We start from the raw sequence: 20,084 nt of genomic DNA, 5'->3' as shown, positions 1-20,084 counted from the left end.
GGCGTTTTTGCTTCAGTTTTTTTTTGAAGTAATTCTTAGCGCTTTGAGTTAAACAACTCAAAACTGGGGTTAACCATGGTTGACAATTGGAAGCCGGTTCTAGGTCAGGAGGGAACAGTTCAAAGTCTTGCTCGCAAGGCTTTAGCTCTCTTGAAGTTAGTGGAACAACAGTTAACTATGCAAGATCCCAACCTTACCCCTCAAGCAGCGCAAGCGACAGAAACTGTTGAGGAATTAGTTTCATCTCTTGAAGATATTCAAAAGCTTGCCATAACCAACTATGAGGAAGAACTCATCAAACTTGAGGAAGACGTTCAAAATACAGATTGGAGCAAGTATCAAAATCCTTCCTACTGAGGCTCTAGTTAGGTAGGGCTATGACGCTCCTAAATGATCGATAAGAATGTTGAGATATCGTCTTACAACATTTTCTTGGCGCTCATCAGAGAAACCAAATTTACCGATTTTTGTGTCCCGGATATTGCTTAAAGTATCCAAGTACAATTTCCGATCTAGGCTTGCCTGGACAATACGATTCTCCGGCATTGGAAAATCGCACTCTATACTTTTCTTTAGCCAGCCCATTAAGTACTTGTAAATGTCGCCATAAAATGAACTGCGATCTTTTAGTTCATTAAGGCTTAAACTTTTCAGCCTGTCTTCAGTTAATCGACTCAGGACTTCATTGGAAGATTCTACAGCAATAGATTTAAGTGTTTCTTTGTTCCCTTCAAGATGAGCAACAATGCTTCTGAGGAAATCTACTTGGGTAGTAATTCGATAGGCTTCGCTAAGCAATACATCAGCTTTATCCGCCAGAATAGGCGGAATCATATTCCTAATTTCCTCACTCCCAAAGTTAGAGGCAAGTAAATGATCACGAGGCCCCAGTTGGTTTTGTTCTCTTAAAATAAATTCTTGGCTGTTGAGGGTTTGAATAAGATTATTTTGAATGATTTGTATGCCAAGCTCATTTTGCTTTTTTTCACTCTGCTCTAGAGCCGATTGTTTTATTTCATAAGCACTAAAGCCTAATGGCACTAATAGACTTAAGCCACTTATAAAAAGGCTAATCCCTTCTAAGAGTTGCCCTTGCGTACTTAAGAAGTTTAAATATGGAAGCGAAAAACCAACAAAGCCCACAGTACCGACGACGATCAATAGCAGAGTAATATTGACCGAAGGCTTGGAGAGCACCCTGATTCTGTCCATATGCCGTTATGGAATTACTATAATTTATCTACTGCCTTAGCAATGACCCTCAACAACCTGCGTTCTTGAAGTTCAACCTCTCGTAGGCGCTTGAGCATCTGGGCCGCAGTATTCTTGCTTACCCCTATCTCACACGCCAATTTTCTCGAACTAATGCTACCTGAAGACGCCTGAACAAGCAAAATCGTTCTAAACCATTTCTGTAAATCTACATGAGTTTGATGGAACAGCGTCCCAACTGTAACGCTATATGACGTAAAACAGGCGTTACAGTGGTGTCGCAGCCCTTTTTCTATAGGCGAAGCCCGCCTAGAGCCGCAGTACGGGCACTGTGGCTCTCCTCCCCATCTGATTTGCTCTAGCAACTCGATGCACTCCCGACGGCTCAGTTCCATGGAGTAAAGCCGGTTAACCCTGAGCCTTACTGTCAAACAGGAAGTGCGTTAATGCCACAAGCTTGTAGGCCTATAGGGTGGATATCGTCTCTGCTCCACCTTTCAGACCGGTCATGACTTAATCCGTATGATTGCTAAGCGTCCTCTTCCGAGAAGTGTGGTGATCCCTTAAACCGGGAAGCAACGGTCTACCCTTCATAAGTGGGCCTTGTCTGTCACAGATCTTCACTCTCAAGCTTGGAAATGATTTGTTCAGAAATTTCACATTAACTCGATAGGCGCTTATGCAAAATTCATTGCCTATGTGCTTTAAGAAGTAAGGCCGATCCAGCAGTAATCCTCATCGCTCAGAGATGTCTTGATTTATGGTTGCCTACCCTCGCCTCTGCCGTAGCTGTAGCCAGCCAATTCTGATATCTGAAATGTCGCCCGGCAATTGGCAGCCATGGGATTTTGAAGGAGGCAGGCATCATTGCGGTAGTCGCCAAACTAGTAGCAATGCCAATGTCCAGATCGATTTATCCAAAGCTGAGACCTACCTAACGCGCTGCCAGTGGTGCCGCGATCACGTTTACTATCACACAAACGGTAACGGAGACTGCGTGTACTTCGATAGCCTAGGCTACCCCTGGCAGGTACACGGATGCTGGCAGCGCTACTGGCAAGACGCCAAGCAACGCCGCCAAGCATTGGCACTGTTCCGCAGCCGTAGTAAGCAAGATCAGCAAAAGCTAGTGGTTCTATTGGGTATCTTGCGTAGTCTCAGTAAAACTGAGAGTGAGGGCCTACTATTCGATATATCAGAAGCACGTGTTGCAAGAGCCATGGGAATTACTAAGGCAATCCTGAAGCGCGATTACGGGCACCTTTACTCACTGACAATCTATGGCTGCATCAACATCACAGCCAATCTGCCTCAGCCTAACAGGCTTGGAGGTGACGCCGACAAAGCAGGCTCTCGAACTGTAGCCTGTCAATTTTGCGAAAAACATGTCTTAAGTTGCAGTTTCGTTTCTCACCTCGAACGTTATCATCATCAGGAAGTGACTCGCCTCGCAAAGCAGTTTGCGCGGGATTCGGGTGTTTCACAGAAGTCTAGTAAGTCAGGGGGAAAGCGTGTTTGCCCCTCTTGTGGCAAGGTAGTGGGGGCTAAAAATCTCAGCACCCACATGAAACGATTCTCCTGTATGACTTCACAATTAACTTCATAGCCATGACAGGCTCTCTCATCCTGGGAACTGGTCTGCTAGCAGATGATAGTCAGCTACAGCCTTGCCTAGTAAGCACTTTTGAGATTGCAGGATTAATTGACTATAACTATTGTGCAGCACTGATTATAGAGATTCATCACCTGTTAAGAGACCAGTGCCAGAAACACTCATCCTGTGATGATGACTGCGTAGCTATTCCTCCGTATCTTGCTTTGCAGTGCTTTTATTGACAGCTTGGCCAAAAAAATATCCTAAAATTACGAGGAAGCTGTTATTTAAGATTTCCGTCGTTTCTACATTAGGATGCATTGCAATCAGTTGAGCGATTGTTATTACAATCAATAAGATTGCTCCGACTATTGATGCGACTGACTCTCTAGCCAAAAAAGAAAGCCATACTTTTGAGCGTTCTTTAAGTCTTGTGATTTCACGCTCAAATTCTTCTCTTTTTCGTATCGCCTCTATTTCAGCTTCTCTAACTTGCTTATCAATTTCATCTTTCTCCTTATTTTGCTTCTGGAATTCAGATATTATTTGTTCAAGAGATGAGGAGACTTTTGGCTGAAACTCCTTAGGTATCTCAGAAATCAGATCTTTTAGATTATCAATCTGTTTGCCTTGAGTCAGAATTCTAATACGATCAGTAATGAGTTTTTTTCTTTCTAAGAGTATCGGCAAGGCTCCAAATTCAGCAGTGGATTTTGCTGAAGATGCTATCAGACCCATCTCAGCACTAATACTGAACTTGGCAAATTGATCTATATTTTTAATGCAATCATCTACTCTTTGAAGTGCATCGCGCAATTCTTCAACAGATACATAAGCTTCAATTTGCTCCTTAGAAAGCCCAAGAAGTTTTAATCTTTGATCGAAAAAGTCTTCTGCTTGCTGCCAAGGATTATTAATCTTTCTGCCCTCAGGATTAAACCCCATAACACTTCTATTAACCTTGTTTAAAATATACGTACTTATTCTCCTAACAAGACTCGCATGGCCTTTAGAGCTGGTCGCTTCTTGCCATTGCTAACCTTGCCAAACCAGTAATGTGCCTCCTCATTGCTCATCGCTGCAATACCCTCCGTCACATTGGCAATTCGTTCTGGCTTCGACAACGGCTGCAACGCCTGAAACAGCAGCGCCAGATTCACCCCCGAGGCCTCACTGAGCACATAGGGAGTCTGCCGCTTATAGCCCAGCGTCTTAGGGTCATAGTTATTCGTCTTCAGCGCCTGGTAAATCGCCTGCCGAGCCTGCACCAGCGGCTTGCCCTTCAGCCGTCCCACTCGCTTAGCCGCTGGGCGCTTCTTTTCTCCTGCCTTTTTGTAGGCACACTGGTACAGCTCCAGGGCAAAGTCATTGTTGCTCAGGGGTACAACGCGAAGCTGAAACTCTTGCATAGCCCTAGCTAATCCCAAAACGAGAGAGCGTCACCGGTCTAATATTCTACTCGCACATGGAGATTCAGACGTTCGACCGGGTTTCGGGACAGCGCCTGCTGAAGAGCTTTGAGTTCTGGGCTATTAGGCGCGATCGCTGGATCAAACCTGAACTTGATCTTGAGATTGAGCATTGCTTGAGCATTCTGTTGGTTCAGCAAACCGTTGATGGTGCTGAAGAAACTCTGAAAGCCTTTCACATCTCCCTGATACTCCAGCCGCACGAACTGTTGCCCCGTTTGGATAGTGATGAACTGCTCAACCTCTAATTGGTAACGTACTAGCAGCGGCAGAGTCGTCCCAAATTTGCGGTAGTCCACTATATCCGCCACGGTCAGCGTCATATCTGTGATGGCACTGACTTGCTTATCTCTTGTCCAATCGTTCAGGTCGTTGAAAACCTTATTGAGACTACCATCGAGCTCATGCTCCGTGGGCCTCAGCAGCAGCGGGGGATATATTCCTTTGCCATCGTTACCATTGTCCGGTTTTGGATCACCGCCACGGGGATAGATGACCGCACTACAGCTTGCCTCTGCTGTTTCTTCAGAGCCATAATCTGCCACTAGTCGGTACTGAGTTGTGCGGGCAACCTGGCATTCGTAAGAATCAGACGGCAAGAACTCTTGCTGGAGAATCTCACCATCCTGGTACAGGCTGACCTTCAACGCCTCCTTGGCCCGCCAGCGCACCTGTACCGTCCGCTCGTCGTCACCTCCGGCCAACAGCTGGGCACTCAGCTCCACCACCCTCGGCTCGGGGGGCTTCAGCAGTCCCCGCCGGTAAAGCTCCGCCCGCTCAGAAAACTCGATGGTGGTGGGCGTCCCCACCGCCGCCCCATCAGTTTTGATGTAGAGCTGCTCGCCCACCTTGAGATCCCACTGGCCTTCGGTTAAGCCCTTGCGGATGGTATCCCGCAGCTTGGCCACCTCCGCATCTAGCAACATGTTCAGAGCTAAATCCTTAGCAAACTGCTCCCGCAGGCTTTTGGTCGTCCAGTGGTCGAGCCCCGTGGGCCACACCTTTTGCAACAGGTAGGCAGGGGCGTAGGGGGCCGCATCTTCGCCGCGCACCTTGCCGCAGTCCTTCAGCGCCTTCAGCACCACATCCTGCTGGTTGCCCTTGACGGTGCTAGCATCTTGGGCGGGCAAAGGATAGTGCATCAACCCCTTGGGTGCTTTCACCGGGTCATTAGCCGGGTAAAACAGGTGGCGGTAGGCGTTAGTCAAGGCAATACGCACATCCAAATCCATGCTCCCTTCTTTCCCTTTCAGTTGCTGTTGCTGGTTTTCCGAGAGGTCATCCATGCGGTTTTGGCTGCGCAGGATCGCCCGCACCGCCTTAAACTCCCGCGTGATGTCGATCGCCCGGTCTAGTTCCTGGTCGTTAGCCAGCAAAAACAGCAGCCGATTACGAAAGGTGCGAAACTTACCCGACTCGCCTGTGTTGTTAAAAATTTGCTCAATCAGCGCTGGCGGGCCGTCGGTGGAGCTGCCGATCTTCGCCTCGTTAAAGTCGATGATGCATAGGGCAATGGTGTTGGGGTCATCGTCCACATCATGGGCACCCTCAGGGCCAGTCACCAGCTGAAAGAACTTGGTGGCAAAGATGGTATCGCGCCGGGTGCGGAGTTCTTCTTTAGCCTCGGTGACACCAACCTGCTCTTTCTCCTCAGCAATGATTTTGTTAATCGAGGGTTCTTCTTTGAACCGGGCCACGGAGGTGATGGGGTCTACATCGAGATACCAGGCCACACCGCTCAGCCGTTCTAGGGCACGGTCTACGAAGCTAATGTCTACTCCTGGAGTCAGCAGCGACAGGTTCAGCTCAGTGCGGCGAATGCCTGATGAGATTCCCTGGGTGAGAGAGTGGAGAAAAATTGTGCGGCCTACCCAGGTGGAGAATGGCGGCTTGCCGGCACTGATCCATTCCTGGTCTTGCAGTTGGGCATGGGCTTCGCGACCCGTGGGGTTGTAAATATCAGCTCCAATCGGCATGCGCATCAGGGGCCGCTGGAGGCGTGAGGTTAGGTCGCTAGTGATTTCTTCCTCTAGCCCCACGGGCAGGTGGTGAGGGTGAATCATCAGCATGCGACTATCTTGGTGCTGCCATAGGTAACGCACCAGCCGGGCGAACAGGCGCAGGGCTCCCCGTGTGCGCTGAAACTCGGGGATGGAGGCAATCTTTTTGGTCAGCAGGTTAAACAGCTCGGGGTGAAAGGGGTAGCTGTTGGCGATCGCCCTAGCGTAGGTCGCATCTTTACAGCCATCGGGCAGGTTTACCCGGCTAGCCCGAAAGGCTTGCAGATATTCCTCAGCGGCTTTCTCCGCCGCCTCAGCGCTGATGCTGGCAAACAGCCGCTGCCGCACAATGTTGTAAACCTCGATGTCAGTACTGGGGCTCAGCACCCGCTCCTGTCGGGCCGAAGCCCGAATCAGCTCCTGCTGAATCTCCGCCGTTTCTTTAGCAAAGGTGTCGGACTCCGAGGCCAGGGAATAGACGAAGACCAGGTTGTTGCAGGAGGCCGCCTGATCCATCAGCGAGAACAAAAAGGCCACCACCTGCTCGGCCAGGGTGCTCTGCCCCACCGTTTTGGCCTTGGCCGCCCGCAGGTGGCGCGCAATCTCATCTAAGATAATTAGCGTCGGTTCTTGGCCAATTAGGCGATCAATCACCGATGTGCCAGGGCTGATGCGATTTTCGTCCGCGCCCCGCAGCAGTTGGTAGCCGTCAATGCCGCCGATCTGATAGGCAATTTCGCCCCAGAGGGTATAAGTGGTGATGCCCGTTTCAGGGTGGTATACCCCCGCCTCTGGGTCTAAATCCCGTCCATCCACCGCCGCTACCTGGATCGGGCGATCTGGAATCAGCGAAATATCGTCCACAAAGCGGTTGAGCCCATCGATCCGCCGCCCCTGCTTGGCCATGTGCCACAGAGCAATCTCGTCGTGGGTTTTGCCGCCCCCAAAGCTAGTCTCTAGCCGAATGACTGGGGAGCCGATCAACCTCCCGGTCAGCCGCCCAAAGACCTCGGTAATCAGGGTTTTCAGACCATCGGTTGGAAAGGTATTGGCCAGAAAAACCGCAGGCTGCTGGTAAATCTGAGGAGCCTTCCCCTCCACCACGGGTCGGAGCTTGGCTGCGAACAGGTCAAGAGAAAGGTCACCGGCACGAATCTCGTCTCTCGGGACACAGGTATCGAAGACGGATGACAGCATAGAACGTTCTCTTTAGGCGTTATACAAATTAGAGGTTTAAGTTAGAGATGCGGGGTTAGGGTGAAACCCTACTCATTACTTCTAAGGATTGCTTATGAAATCAGTCAGATGACCTGCGGGTAGAAAATTAAGTAGCATCTTCATTAAGTACTTGCACAAAGGCATCCGCATCCAGCTCCAACAGTTCAATCGTGCGGTTTCGGACTCCTAAACCGTATTCAATTAACAAGTCAATTAGTTTTTCTCCATTAATCAAAGTGATGGGAGGAGCACCCGGCTCAAACGCCACCTGCACTGTACCCTTCGAAAAATTTCCAGTCGTGATAATGGTGCCTCGTACCGCTTGGAACCGATACAACGACCCTCGCAGAGCATCCAGTACTGGACGCTGAACATTGGTTTTCTGGCGCTTCGCCTGCACAACCTCTCGTACAGAAGTAATGCCCAACTCAATATCAGCCACCACATCGACCCCTTTATCATTTGAGGGTGAGGTGACCATCACCTTCTGATAGTTCATTGCCTCTAAGAGCTGCTTGATTAGATGCTCAAAAGCATAGGGATCCATCATTTCTAAGACCTCCTGCATACTGGCTCGGACTCCAGCCTTTTGCCGCTTCACCAGTTCCAAAATTTCTTGGACTTCTCCAACGATACCTGTGTCTTCTGCCCCTCCGGTTTTGCCCAAATAGCCCAAACCTTCATCGGTGATGCTGTATGTAGTTCCAGCCTTGTCCAGCAACCCTCTCTCCAAAATATTCTGCAAGCGACGGGTCAGCGTATCTCTAATGGTGCTATCTGTCCCAAACCGAGAATAGCGATTGAGATAGTCGGCCCACTCTGGCACAAAGTCTCCCCTTCGTCCTGTGCCCTTCTCAGCTGCAATAGTCAGAATCTTGAGAATTCCTTCCTGTTCGTCAATAGACGTAACCGTATCGCCTAGTAGGCAGTCAATAAAGTCTTGGCCAACATCAGTTAACAGCATCCGGCCATCATCAGCCTCAGTCAGCAAGCTATAGGTACATGCCAACAACCAGTGTCCATATACATGGCGTGGATTCACACACTTATTAGTTTTCCGCCAAATTGCCTCAGCCAGTTCACGGTCTTGCGCCTGCAACCGCTCCGGAATCCAGACATCAGGATTTGTCCAGTTTACAGGGGATTGAGGACTACCCCACAGGGAAGAAATGGTGGAGCGGAGGCCGGTGATTTGCGATCGCAACCGCCCGTGCCAGATCGGCAGCACCAACCTAACTTCGGAATAGAGTGGAAAGTGAGGAACCCTAACCCGTCGATCATCTTCAGACGCTAAAACATCGCCAATCTGCCCATTAATGCCCGTCAGGCCCCATTCTCTAAGACCAAAGACGCCAGGCTTCACCCGAGCAAATCGGCTGGTCTGGCCCTTTTGCTTAATATCTACTGCCAAAATGGCATTCAACGTCGCTTCAGGAGTTTTGCCATCAGTCCGAATTAGCCCCTGAGTCAGGGCTCGCTGAGTGATCTCCCTATAATGCAGCGGCTTGCCCTCTGCAGTCAGTACTGCAACGGTCGCATCAGCAAATGACAGGCTAGGACTTAGCATATTGGTTAGAATGCCCAATATTATTCTCCTCAGAGGCAATAAGGGCAGATTTAGCTTGCTGGTAGTTTAAATATTCCCCTAATCTAACTGCGCCATCCCAAAAATAGGAATCTAGCTCAGATCGCCTTAAGCCTCCTTGCGAAGCTAAGAATAAAAAGACGTAGCCCTGCTGATCTGGGGGAAAAGAAAACCCGGCAGGCTCTACCGGGTTTAAACAGTCTTTATAAAACGCTCTCAACCTGATCTGAGGGCGTCACTCGCTTAGTCAAGATTCGCATCACCTCACCAGGCATAGCCCCCGGCAACAGCCTTGACCACTCCTCCGGGCGAGCATAGCCCAGCCGGAACAGCGACATCACACAGGAGTTCACCACATCAGGGTTGCCAATGGCCAGCAACCGGAGATGATCGGACGGGGTGCGATTGGGCAGCCCAGCTAGCGGCGGGTTCGAGGATTCTGAAGACATACTTACTTCCTCCCCACTTCAGTGCTGACCAGCAGCAGTGCTGAGGGAATAGCAATTTCGTCGCCCTGCTGCTCCAACTCTTTAGGATGCGGGTGTGGCTCTGAGAGACTCCGAGCATTTCGGGTAAAGAAGGCGATCATTTCAGCCAGCCTCGACTCCAGCCGTTCAGCATCAAAGCTGTCTGCCCAGTAAACCGAGTACAGCGCCTCAACAGCTTCGCCAGCACAGGCTTTCGCCGTCCGGTAAGCCGTTTGGTAACGGGTATTGTCTGTCATCATGGTTTTGGCTTCATGTAAGGGGTCAGCCACCGCTCTTGTCGACCAAGCTGATGCGGTGGCTTTCAACTCTATTATTCTCATTTTTTAGACATAGGTGCAATATGGGAATGCTGGCAATATGATGAGATGGGAGCAAAGAACCTCATCAAAGGCCTAATTGACCAGCAAGGCATCACCCGGTATCGCTTTTGGCAAGACACCGGGCTCAGTCGAGCAACCGCCTATCGGCTGTGCGATGACCCTGGCTACATCCCCACTGGCGATGTGATCGAAAAAATTTGCCGGGCCTACGGCTGGCAACCGGGAGAATTCATCATCTACGAGCCAGATGAGTCTTAGCTCTCCTTCCGTTGCTCCCTGGCAATCAGGTAAGCATAGCGGGTTACTTCAATGGCTAAGCAGGGCTTGAACTAGCGGGCAGCAAATGATACATTTGCACTATCCGTAGCAGCGAAAGCTCATGGCTCAAAAAACAATTCAATGCCGCCTTGTCGCTTCACCCACAACCCGGCAATACCTGTGGATGCTGGCCGCAGAGAAAAACACTCCCTTAATCAACGCTCTCATTCAAGCTGTCGTCACTCATGAGGATTTTGAAATCTGGCGACTTAAAGGCAGACACCCCGCCGATGTCGTCACCCAGCTTTGTAAAAGCCTGAAGACTGAGACTCCCTTCTCCGGCCAGCCTGCTCGGTTTTACGCCTCTGCTGAAAAAGCCGTCAACTATATCTTCAAGTCCTGGTTTACCCTCCAGAGTCGCCTCCAGCACCAAATATCTGGCAAGCAGATGTGGCTCACCATCCTCAAAAGTGATGAGGAGCTAACCGAGATGTGCGGCCAAGATTTAGGCGCTGTCCAGAAAAAAGCCGCTCAAATTCTGGCTCAGATTGAAAAAGCTGTTGAGATGGATAAGGCCGAGAGTAGCCAAGGCAAATCAAAAAAAGATTTGATCAGGGCGCAACTCTTCAAGAAGCACGATGGTGCCAAACAAGCCCTAATCCGCTGTGCCACTGCCTATTTACTCAAAAACGGTGGCCAACTTCTTGATAAGCCTGAAGATCTCGAAAAATTTGCCCATCGCCGTCGCAAAGCCGAAATTCAGGTGCAACGCCTCCAAAATCAACTCGAAGCCCGCATCCCCAAAGGTCGCGACCTGAGCGGGCAAGCCTGGCTCTCGACCCTGCTCACCGCCACTACCACCGTGCCCAGGGACAACCGCGAGCACAAGCAGTGGCAAGACAAGCTGCTGGCCCAGCCTCGCACCATCCCTTTCCCCATCCTGTTTGAAACCAACGAAGACCTGGTCTGGTCTCAAAACCAAGCCGGTCGTCTCTGTGTGCGCTTTAACGGGCTCAGCGAGCACACCTTCCAGATTTACTGTGACCAGCGGCAGCTTCCTTGGTTTCAGCGCTTTCTAGAAGATCAAACAACCAAACGAGCCAGCAAAAACCAGCATTCCAGCGCCCTCTTTGCCCTGCGTTCAGCCCGCATCTCCTGGCAAGAAAGTGATCGCAAGGGCCAACCCTGGGATACCCACTACCTCACCCTCTCCTGCACTGTTGATGTCCGCCTCTGGAGCGCTGAGGGCACCGAGGAAGTGCGCCAGGAGAAAGCCGCAGAGACCGCCAAGGTGCTCACCCGGCTGAGCGAGAAGAGCACCTTATCGGATACCCAGCAAAGCTACGCCAAGCGGCTCACCTCTACCCTAGAGCGACTAAACAGCCCCTTTGACCGACTCAGCCAACCACGATCTCCAGGCCAATCCCACATTATTGCTGGCCTCAGCCTGGGCTGGGATCATCCCCTAACTCTTGTCATCTGGAATGCAAGCACCCAGGAAGTGCTGGTGTACCGAAACCTCCGGCAGCTACTGGGGAAAGACTATGCCCTCTTTCTTCGGCAACGGCGAGAACAAGGTAAACAATCCCATAGTCGCCACAAAACCCAGCGTCATGGCAAAAACAATCAATTTGGCACTTCTAAGCTCGGGGAGCATGTAGACCGACTCCTAGCGAAGGCTGTGATAGCGACAGCACAGCAATACGGGGCGGGCAGCATAGCAATTCCTAAGCTCGATAACATTCGAGAGATTCTACAGGCCGAAATTCAGACCAAGGCCGAGCAAAAGGCTCCGGGCTGCGTAGAAGGTCAGAAACGCTATGCCAAGCAGTATAAAAGCAGCATCCACAAGTGGAGCTACGGCAGACTGCTCGCTCAAATTGCGAGCAAAGCCGCCCAGAACGGGTTGGCCATAGAGGCTGTTAAACAGCCCTGGCAGCAGAATGCCAGTGAGATGGCGAAGGCAGTTGCGATCGCAGCCTATGAATCCAGACAGGCAGTAGTATCTTAGAACTAAAGTCTGCACTACAATAGGCCAAAAGCTTTGAACCTGGAAAATTGAATATCTCAATAGCGCCGCGACTCATGCTTTGGCCTCTGAGTCGTGTGAAATAAGGGTTAGTTTGGCTGTCGGATGACAGCCGTGCTTTCTGGCCCTGGTAGCTACTCGCCCTGATGCTGTCGGACGAGAGGCTTAGGCTTCTCCGAAGAGATTAAGTCATAGTTGATGTGCTAGTAACTTCAATTATGGCGTAGGTGCGCTCCCAGCAATAGGGGTGCGGATGTACTGCTGTAGCGGCTACCAAATCACCCCCGAGCAAGGGGGAACTCGCTCCAATACTGGGTTTGAGGGTCTTTTTCAGGGTGGAATTATCCTGAGCGATTCGCGCAAAGTCTGAAATGCCCGCTTGACAGGTATTTCAGACTTTTGTAAAGGTCAAAAGACCTACGACTTAACCAGTAAAGTCGGGATGATGTGCCGATCCGCGCAAATGACTTCTGAAAGCCTTAATCTAAGAGCCTTTGAGGAGCCTGCGGTCACAATCAACCACCCTGGCTAGGGGAGGTTGAAAGACCCTGCTCGACTACTCAGGGTTCACGCTGCGATCGCACGTCACAATCAACCACCCTAGCTAGGGGAGGTTGAAAGCAGTCGATGACTAGCCGGTAGTGGTCGATGTGGCGTCACAATCAACCACCCTGGCTAGGGGAGGTTGAAAGCCACTGATTCCAGGGTAGCGGCTGCGCAGCCAGGCCGTCATAATCAACCACCCTGGCTAGGGGAGATTGAAAGTTTTTCCAAGCCTCGGCCTGTCAAGGCTGTAACACTGTCACAATCAACCACATTAGCCAATGGAAGTTGAAGGAAATCCTAATAAGCGCTACCAGCGCTGACTGTAAGGTATAAGCGAGTTGAAAGGTAAAACCTTAGCCTTCTACAGGCTTCTTAGAAGATAATAATGTGTTACCAGTGGGTTGACGACACAGTTGTGTCCCGATGACAGAAACATAGCTCTGGCGACATCATTGTGTCACTGCTGACAAATAATGTGCACTGCACAGATCTTCTGTAACCTGCGCTAAGGAAAGGTTACAGAAGATCGGAGAGACATTCAAATTGACGCTGTGACAGCCAAGTTGCCGCTACGGACAAATAAACTGTCGCTCAACAGTACAAAGCGGGTGGGGGGAATCGAACCCCCATCATTAGCTTGGAAGGCTAAGGTTTTACCACTAAACTACACCCGCAAACCAATTTTTACTCTACCACAATGGGCCTAGGAGTTGAGCTACCTGGGCCGCTCAAGTATCAAGGTGACTAACCCTCACCCCTTTTGATGGATACGATACCAGATGCTCTGAACTAGATCTTTATAATGAGGAGCCAGCACTACCTGTTACAAGACAGCAAGATTTACCCTCTGTAGTGTGCTAGCCCAGGTGTTGAGCGGTGTGTGGATGATTTGCTGCTGTTGTCTAGAGAGTTAGAGTTTGCCTGTGTCTGCATCTGCATCGACAGCTTATCTACTGGTGTCTCACGGTAGCCGTGACCCTCGACCCGCCCAGGGCATGGAGCGGTTAGCCAGCTTCGTGCGATCGCACGAAACTGGCTGGAGAGGGAACCACCCCAGCCCCCCAAACCGTTCCGATAGTCGTTCGGAGCCTGTCGAACGGGCAACAACAGGGCGATCGGCGGCTAGCCAGGCGGCATCATTTCTGCGACGGGCCCCAGCGTTAGACTGGCTGCGACCCAGCATGACTGGCCTCATTGAGGAAGAAGCCGGCATTTTTCGCAGTCGAGTCTCTCAGGCTGAGAAGGTGAGTGGCCCACTGGTGGGTACCGCTTGCCTCGAAGTTGGAGCCGTGCCGCTACATCAGCAAATTGTCGCCTTTAGCCAGCGGGCCCAGGCCGCAGGGGTGCACCGAGTGCGGGTGATCCCTTTGTTTCTGCTGGCTGGCGTCCACGTAATGGAAGACATTCCAGCGGAGGTTGAGCTGGCCTGCCAAGCATTGCCGGGTTTAAGCCTAGAGGTTTGCCCGCACTTAGGAAGTCATCCCGGTCTGATCAATCTCTTGCGCCACAAGCTGCGCACCACCGCCACCGAAGCCCTGATTGTGCTGAGCCACGGCAGCCGCCGCCCGGGGGGTAATGCTCCCATTTGCGACCTGGCCCAGGGGCTAGGGGGCACCGCTGCCTTTTGGGCTGTGGCCCCCAGCTTAGACACTCAGGTGATTCACTACATACAGAGTGGGGTGCAGCGGGTGGCGATTTTGCCCTACTTCTTGTTTGCGGGCAGCACCACCGATGCTATTACCCACCATACCGAAGAGTTGGCCGAGCGCTTTCCGCAGATGGGGTTTCACCTGCTGCCGCCGTTGGGGCCGTCGCCTGAGCTGGCCCGCCTAGTGATTGACCTCGCCCTCGATCGCACACCGACCAAGCCCCCGCAGGCGCTGGTACCGATGCAACGGGTGGCCTTTCGCCACGCGGTTCATCCGTCGTCGCTAGTGTCCTAGGTAGGGCCACTAGCGACGACGGGTCGGCAACGGTCTACCCTAGGGGATGGCAAGTTTCCTGAGCTAGCCTTTTTGTTTTTTGTTTGGATTGGATCACGCCTATGGTGTCGGCAGCATCTCAGCCTATAGCCTTTCCGCCCCATGGGGGTCAGTCCTACGGCATGGTTTACCTGGTCGGCGCTGGGCCGGGCGATCCGGGCCTGTTTACGCTGCGGGGCAAGGGGCTGCTAGAGTGCGCCGACGTGGTCATCCACGACGCCTTAGTGAGCGCTCCTATTCTGGCCATGATCAACCCCCAGGCCACGGTGATCAACGCGGGCAAGCGGCGCGGTCGACATTCTTTGGGGCAAGAGGAAATCAATCAGTTGATCATCGATCAGGCCAGGGTTCACGCTGTGGTAGTGCGTCTCAAAGGAGGCGACCCCTTTGTGTTTGGGCGCGGCGGCGAAGAAATGGCGGCCATGGTAGAAGCAGGCATCGCGGTAGAGGTAGTGCCGGGCATCACCGCTGGAGTAGCGGTACCGGCCTATGCGGGCATTCCGGTGACCCATCGCAGCCAGAGTTCGTCGGTGACCTTTGTGACTGGTCATGAGTCGGCAGGAAAGTATCGCCCGAGGGTGAACTGGCGCGCCCTAGCCCAAGGGTCTGAGACCATTGTGGTGTACATGGGTATTCACAATTTGGGGACAATTACCGCCGAGCTGCTGGCTGCCGACCTCAGCGCCGACACCCCTGTGGCACTGATTCGCTGGGGCACTTACCCGCAGCAAGAAACGCTGATTGGCACCCTGACCACCATCGTGGCTCAGGTGGCAGAGACAGGCTTTGAAGCTCCGGCGATCGCCGTCATCGGCTCAGTGGTGAATTGGCATGAGGTTTTTGGCCACTGTCGCCCCACCGGCACCCTTTGGCCCTAACCCTACGGCAGAAATCTATAGGGCACCCCAGATCGATACACTTGCGGTAAGTTCTAACGTTTTCCGTGAGGTAATTGCTATGGCCGGGGTGCCCACGCCAGGTCTAGACCTGATCAAAACCTTTGAGGGCTTGAGTCTGCAAGCCTACCCAGACCCCAAGACCGGGAATTTGCCGATCACCATTGGTTGGGGTTCAACCCGCAATAAGAATGGCCAGCCCTTCAAACTGGGCGATCGCATCACCCGAGAAGAGGCCGACGAGTTGCTGATGATGCAGGTCGCCAACACCTACCTGCCGCCTCAGCAGCGCATTCCCGCCTGGTCAACCATGAATGACAACCAGCGGGGGGCAATTCTCAGCTTTGCCTACAACCTGGGGGCCAACTTCTTCGGGGCCAGCGGCTTTGAAACCCTTTCGCGGGTGCTGCGCAACCAGGAGTGGCGAAACCTGGAAGCGGCACTCATTCTCTACCGCAACCCCGGCACCAATGTGGAAGAAGGGCTGCTGCGCCGTCGCCTGTCGGAAGCCAATGTGTTTTTGGCGGGCACGCCGGGGGTAGCCCTCAGCACCGCTGGGCAGCGGTATTTGGCGGGTGGCCGTACCCCTAGCGGTAACCGCTACCTCAGTCAAGAGGCCCAGGCCTATCTGGCCAATCGGCCCACGGTGTCGAGCGGCGGCGGGGTGCCAACCGCCCCAGAGGCGCGGCTGCTATCGCTCACCAACCCCTACACCAACGGTCAGGATGTGCAGCAGGTGCAACAGGCGCTAGTGCGCTGGGGGGCAAATGTAGTGGCCGATGGCTACTTTGGCCCGGCGACGGCGATCGCGGTCGAGCAGTTTCAGCGATCGCAGGGCCTCCCTGCCGATGGCGTCGTTGGCCCCCAAACCTGGGCGAGGCTGCAACAGTCGCCCCCGGCCCAGCCCCCGGCCCAAAACCGACTGCTGCGGCTTACCAACCCGCTCACTTCAGGCAGCGATGTGCTGACACTACAACAGGCCCTCAGCCGCCAGGGCATCGCCGTCACCGCCGACGGCATCTTTGGCCCCGGCACCGATCGCGCCGTGCGCCAGTTCCAGGCCAGCCGAGCCCTAACCGCCGATGGCGTCGTTGGCCCCGAAACCTGGACGAGGCTACAACAGCAGACCCCCAGCACCCCGCCGCCCCCAACGTCACCCTCCTTTATCCGAGTGCTGCGGTTGGCCAACCCCTACACACGAGGCGACGATGTGCGGGCCGTGCAGCAGGCGATCGCCCGCGCCGGTATTCCGGTAGTAGCCGACGGCGTGTTTGGCCCCGGCACCGATCGCGCCGTGCGCCAGTATCAGGCCAGCCGAGCCCTAACCGCCGATGGCGTTGTCGGCTCCCGCACCCGCACCAGCCTGGGGGTTTGAAGCTATTTATTCCAGCCCTGAATGGCAATGACGGCTTGTAGCTGTTTGTGGCTGCTTTAGGTGGTGGCCAGTGCCCGCCCTAGAGTGCTTCCCGCTAGAAATTTGGGCAGACGTAGACCCAGGGTGGGCAAGGTGTGCAGCAGGTCGAGCCGGGGTTGCGAGAGCATCCCAAGGCTTACCTGGGTCATTCTTTAGGCCGTGGAAGATGTCGTGTTGCAGGGCAACCACCATGTGATTGCCACCATTAGGGCTACGATAGTCGGCGTTGTGCTGCTGCTGGTGGAGCCACCCTGCCGGCGGTTTACTACATTCCTTCGGCCTACCGTCTGCTGAGCGATCGCCGCCCTGCACCAACTGCTCAAACTTCCGCAGCACCCGCTTTTTCCAAACCGTAGTTTGCAAGCCAAAACAGCGTAGAACAAATTATCGACCCTAGCCAAAATCTCGCAAAAAACTCACCCGTTGCCGTTTACAAGTCGCGAGATCGTGGCTGACCAAACACTGTTTTTAGAACCTTAAAAAATTGAATTGCCTGAGCTGATGCCTACCGAAAAGTTCATGCTTGTTGTCCCCAACTGCACCTAAGAGATTTCCACAATCCTCCGTTTGGAGTAAATTGGCACTACACGATAGCTTTCAGGTGGGCTTAAAGCACCTGTTCTGTGAGGATTCCGAGAAAATTGGGCCGCTGCGGAACATACATTGCCCTTTTGGCCTCTAAAGTAAGGGGTTAGAATAGGGCGCAGCTCAGCACTGATGGACTAACTAGGCTTTTTAATGTAATTTGAGGGCCGTTGAGGTGAATGGGCAGCGATCGCCTACAATCGATCTGCTAATTTGCCCAGTGATCTGTAGGACTTGAGCGTGGCCGAATTTATGTACAGCAGTTACCAATACAGAAAGAAAGCATCGCGTCGCCGTTTACGGTTGGCGATGTTTCTTCTACTGCTAATTGGCATTCCTGTTGGCATTGAGCTGCTAACCCGGTTGGTGGCCCACGCCACAGGTACCAGCGATCGCTTCACCGCCAATCCGGCCTCTGATGTGATCAATTCCTACCACCTGCGCTTTGTCAGCCGGGATGGCCAACCTTATGCGGGTCTGCCCGACGACGGCGAGTTGAGCGCGCTGCGCGACCCCCTGCTGGGCTATCGGCTGGTGGGCAATCAACAGAGCAATTTTTGGCAGATCAACGACAGCGGCTTTCGAGACGAAGAAGCCGTCCCCAGCGCTAAGGCGGCGGGGGAGATTAGAATCTTTGTGCTCGGCGGTTCGACGGCTTTTGGCCAGCTCAGCTCCAACAACCAGACCACCTTTGCCAACAAGCTAGAAGCCCGCCTCAACGATCAAGTCGCTCAGCAGCGGGCTAACCCTGGTCAGTTTCAGCCCAGCGCGCTGCCCTTTCGGGCCGACCAGGTGCAAAAAGCCCTGGCGCTGCCACCGCGCATTCGCGATGGGCAATACCGAGTGGTGAATGCGGCGGTACCCGGCTACGCATCGGGCAATGCGCTGGCCATGTTGACCCAGCGGGTCGCCGCCTACAACCCAGACTTCGTGGTGGTGATGGGGGGCTACGCCGACCTGATGTTGCCCAGCGCTGACCGGGGCAGCGATGTGCCGGGACTAGAGCAATATTTGACCGGCGAAAGCCAGTCGCTTGGTGCTCAGCTGAGTGAGCAGACGCAGACTTGGTTCGACCAGCTCTATGTAGTGCAGGGCATTAAACGCTACGGGCTGCAACGGCAGCAAGCAGAGCCACGCCTGACAGCACCGCTCAATCTCTACTCGCCCACTCTGGATGCCACCCTGAGCGATCGCATGCCCGCCGACCAGGGCGAACTCGAACAGCGCATCGATCGCTATGGTCGCCACATGCGACAGATGGTGAACTGGGCGGCGGCCAACAAAAAGCGCCTCATCATTGGCATTGAGCCAGAAATCTCTAGCCGCAAGCCAGAGTCCCTGACTCCTGAAGAATCGGCAATTTTAGGCGAGCTAGACAATGCCTACCTGGAGCAAATGCGTACCGGGTTTGCTGGCCTAGCCGCCGTCGCCAACCAAGCCAGTACACAGTCGGCCAATGCTCAGGTGTTAAATTTCTACCCACTCTATGAAAACTTCGCTGGACAGGCGTTTCAAAGCCCAGCGGGTCTAACCGATGAGGCCTATACGCTCATATCAGACCGGCTTTATGAGGCGATCGCCAGCCAGGTGGCGCTTCAACCCGAGCCCTATGGGCTTTAAAGCATTGTTTCTCATGCAGAGAAAGCCTTTGCTCGGAGCCAGCTTTTCGCGGGAAAATAACATTGGCTGATCAGTAGTATATACCTTGAGCAGTTCACGTTTTGAGGTGCCTTCTGACATAACGATACAATAAAAGCTGGCTGCCTTGGAGGTGAACGTGGTTCAGGCGACAGACTACCTTTATGTGGTGCGGGATGACGAGATTCTCGGCGGAGAACCCATTATCCGAGGTACCCGTACACCGATTAGGGCAATTGTCGAAACCTGGCGCATGGGCGTTGCACCGGAGGAAATTTTTCAAGGGATGCCCCACTTGACTCTGGGGCAGGTTTTTGGTGCATTAACCTACTACAGCGATCATCAAGACGAGATCAACCAATACATTGAGAAAAATTATATTTCTGATGATTTAATCGATCCATTGGTTCGAGGTTTGTGAACAATTTATTTATTCGCCTATACCTAGATGAAGATGTAAATGTCTTGGTAGCAGATTTGCTACGAGCGCGGGGTTTTGATGCAATCACTGTACGAGATGCGGGGCAGCTTCGGGCGACGGATGCAGAGCAACTCATCTATGCTGTCAGCCAACAAAGAACTCTAGTGACGCACAATAGAGCCGACTTTGAAGCGCTGGTGCAGAGTTATTTTAGTTCCGGGCAGATTCATTATGGGATAGTTCTTGCGGTTCGGCGATCGCCTCAGGATATTGCCCTGCGACTACTGGCTATTCTTAATCATGTGACTGCTGAAGAGATACGAAATCAAGTTCGATACATTTAACAGTAGGGTGTGTTATTGCGCAGCGTGAAGCACAGTTGAGCGATCGCCCTATGGGAAGAATGGTGCGCTAACGCAACCTACGCTT

At 52.9% G+C, this 20,084-nt stretch carries 19 protein-coding genes, 1 tRNA gene and 1 CRISPR repeat array; of the genes, 10 read left to right on the top strand and 10 right to left on the bottom strand.

Annotation, left to right across the window (positions count from 1 at the left end; all coding sequences use genetic code 11):
- The first annotated feature begins 75 nt into the window (after window positions 1-75).
- Window positions 76-357 carry a hypothetical protein gene (locus tag H6F57_RS19005; RefSeq protein ID WP_190626296.1) on the top strand — a complete coding sequence of 94 codons (282 nt, stop codon included), beginning with the start codon at window positions 76-78 and terminating at the stop codon, window positions 355-357.
- An 18-nt stretch (window positions 358-375) separates the two neighbouring features.
- Here the strand turns inward: H6F57_RS19005 and H6F57_RS19000 are convergent, their stop codons facing one another.
- The 8 genes from H6F57_RS19000 to H6F57_RS18965 form a co-directional block, all read right to left on the bottom strand.
- Window positions 376-1,197, bottom strand: coding sequence for a hypothetical protein (locus H6F57_RS19000; protein ID WP_190626295.1), 822 nt, complete (start codon window positions 1,195-1,197; stop codon window positions 376-378).
- Window positions 1,198-1,229: 32 nt separating this feature from the next.
- Window positions 1,230-1,607, bottom strand: a complete 378-nt coding sequence (locus H6F57_RS28415; protein ID WP_190626294.1) for a transposase — start codon at window positions 1,605-1,607, stop codon at window positions 1,230-1,232.
- A gap of 1,403 nt (window positions 1,608-3,010) precedes the next feature.
- A complete protein-coding gene (locus H6F57_RS18990) occupies window positions 3,011-3,751 on the bottom strand; it encodes a hypothetical protein (protein ID WP_190626293.1) in 741 nt (246 codons plus the stop codon).
- A 35-nt stretch (window positions 3,752-3,786) separates the two neighbouring features.
- Complete coding sequence (locus H6F57_RS18985) at window positions 3,787-4,215, bottom strand: hypothetical protein (RefSeq protein WP_190626292.1); 429 nt, start codon at window positions 4,213-4,215, stop codon at window positions 3,787-3,789.
- Window positions 4,216-4,253: 38 nt separating this feature from the next.
- On the bottom strand, window positions 4,254-7,472 hold the full coding sequence (locus tag H6F57_RS18980) for a DUF499 domain-containing protein (RefSeq protein ID WP_190626291.1): 3,219 nt from the start codon (window positions 7,470-7,472) through the stop codon (window positions 4,254-4,256).
- 127 nt (window positions 7,473-7,599) lie between these two features.
- Window positions 7,600-9,078, bottom strand: a complete 1,479-nt coding sequence (locus H6F57_RS18975; RefSeq protein WP_199294819.1) for a restriction endonuclease — start codon at window positions 9,076-9,078, stop codon at window positions 7,600-7,602.
- A 203-nt stretch (window positions 9,079-9,281) separates the two neighbouring features.
- Window positions 9,282-9,527 carry a hypothetical protein gene (locus tag H6F57_RS18970; protein WP_190626290.1) on the bottom strand — a complete coding sequence of 82 codons (246 nt, stop codon included), beginning with the start codon at window positions 9,525-9,527 and terminating at the stop codon, window positions 9,282-9,284.
- A 2-nt stretch (window positions 9,528-9,529) separates the two neighbouring features.
- Window positions 9,530-9,835 carry a hypothetical protein gene (locus H6F57_RS18965; protein ID WP_190626289.1) on the bottom strand — a complete coding sequence of 102 codons (306 nt, stop codon included), beginning with the start codon at window positions 9,833-9,835 and terminating at the stop codon, window positions 9,530-9,532.
- 96 nt (window positions 9,836-9,931) lie between these two features.
- Here H6F57_RS18965 and H6F57_RS18960 point away from each other — a divergent pair, with 96 nt between their 5' ends.
- Window positions 9,932-10,144: a helix-turn-helix transcriptional regulator gene (locus H6F57_RS18960; protein WP_190626288.1), complete on the top strand. Its 213-nt coding sequence runs from the start codon at window positions 9,932-9,934 to the stop codon at window positions 10,142-10,144.
- 121 nt (window positions 10,145-10,265) lie between these two features.
- Entirely contained in the window at window positions 10,266-12,155 is a 1,890-nt protein-coding gene (gene cas12k, locus H6F57_RS18955; protein ID WP_190626287.1) for a type V CRISPR-associated protein Cas12k, read from the top strand.
- 526 nt (window positions 12,156-12,681) lie between these two features.
- Window positions 12,682-13,011: a CRISPR direct-repeat array (repeat unit 37 nt; unit sequence GTCACAATCAACCACCCTGGCTAGGGGAGGTTGAAAG).
- Between the two features lie 311 nt (window positions 13,012-13,322).
- Here the strand turns inward: cas12k and H6F57_RS18950 are convergent.
- A tRNA-Gly gene (locus H6F57_RS18950) sits at window positions 13,323-13,393 on the bottom strand.
- A 249-nt stretch (window positions 13,394-13,642) separates the two neighbouring features.
- On the opposite strand from H6F57_RS18950, the gene H6F57_RS18945 reads away from it, so the two are divergent.
- The 3 genes from H6F57_RS18945 to H6F57_RS18935 all read left to right on the top strand — a co-directional run bounded on the left by H6F57_RS18945 (window position 13,643) and on the right by H6F57_RS18935 (window position 16,972).
- Window positions 13,643-14,662 (top strand): sirohydrochlorin chelatase, encoded by a 1,020-nt coding sequence (locus tag H6F57_RS18945; RefSeq protein ID WP_190626286.1) that lies wholly within the window; start codon window positions 13,643-13,645, stop codon window positions 14,660-14,662.
- A gap of 101 nt (window positions 14,663-14,763) precedes the next feature.
- Complete coding sequence (gene cobA, locus H6F57_RS18940) at window positions 14,764-15,579, top strand: uroporphyrinogen-III C-methyltransferase (protein WP_190626285.1); 816 nt, start codon at window positions 14,764-14,766, stop codon at window positions 15,577-15,579.
- Window positions 15,580-15,658: 79 nt separating this feature from the next.
- Window positions 15,659-16,972 carry a peptidoglycan-binding protein gene (locus H6F57_RS18935; RefSeq protein ID WP_199289647.1) on the top strand — a complete coding sequence of 438 codons (1,314 nt, stop codon included), beginning with the start codon at window positions 15,659-15,661 and terminating at the stop codon, window positions 16,970-16,972.
- 56 nt (window positions 16,973-17,028) lie between these two features.
- Here the strand turns inward: H6F57_RS18935 and H6F57_RS28095 are convergent, their stop codons facing one another.
- Window positions 17,029-17,160, bottom strand: a complete 132-nt coding sequence (locus H6F57_RS28095; protein ID WP_277874301.1) for a hypothetical protein — start codon at window positions 17,158-17,160, stop codon at window positions 17,029-17,031.
- Window positions 17,161-17,170: 10 nt separating this feature from the next.
- Between H6F57_RS28095 and H6F57_RS28090 the strand changes: the two genes are divergently transcribed.
- The 4 genes from H6F57_RS28090 to H6F57_RS18920 all read left to right on the top strand — a co-directional run bounded on the left by H6F57_RS28090 (window position 17,171) and on the right by H6F57_RS18920 (window position 19,999).
- Window positions 17,171-17,305 carry a hypothetical protein gene (locus H6F57_RS28090; protein WP_277873717.1) on the top strand — a complete coding sequence of 45 codons (135 nt, stop codon included), beginning with the start codon at window positions 17,171-17,173 and terminating at the stop codon, window positions 17,303-17,305.
- Window positions 17,306-17,905: 600 nt separating this feature from the next.
- On the top strand, window positions 17,906-19,216 hold the full coding sequence (locus H6F57_RS18930; protein WP_190626283.1) for an SGNH/GDSL hydrolase family protein: 1,311 nt from the start codon (window positions 17,906-17,908) through the stop codon (window positions 19,214-19,216).
- A gap of 157 nt (window positions 19,217-19,373) precedes the next feature.
- A complete protein-coding gene (locus H6F57_RS18925) occupies window positions 19,374-19,655 on the top strand; it encodes a DUF433 domain-containing protein (RefSeq protein ID WP_190626282.1) in 282 nt (93 codons plus the stop codon).
- On the top strand, window positions 19,652-19,999 hold the full coding sequence (locus H6F57_RS18920; protein ID WP_190626281.1) for a DUF5615 family PIN-like protein: 348 nt from the start codon (window positions 19,652-19,654) through the stop codon (window positions 19,997-19,999). Before H6F57_RS18925 ends, H6F57_RS18920 begins: the two co-directional genes overlap by 4 nt.
- Window positions 20,000-20,084: the final 85 nt, after the last annotated feature.

This window comes from Leptolyngbya sp. FACHB-60, from assembly GCF_014695775.1.
Taxonomy (GTDB): Bacteria; Cyanobacteriota; Cyanobacteriia; order Phormidesmidales; family Phormidesmidaceae; genus Nodosilinea.
This window is presented reverse-complemented; position numbering and strand designations above follow the sequence as displayed.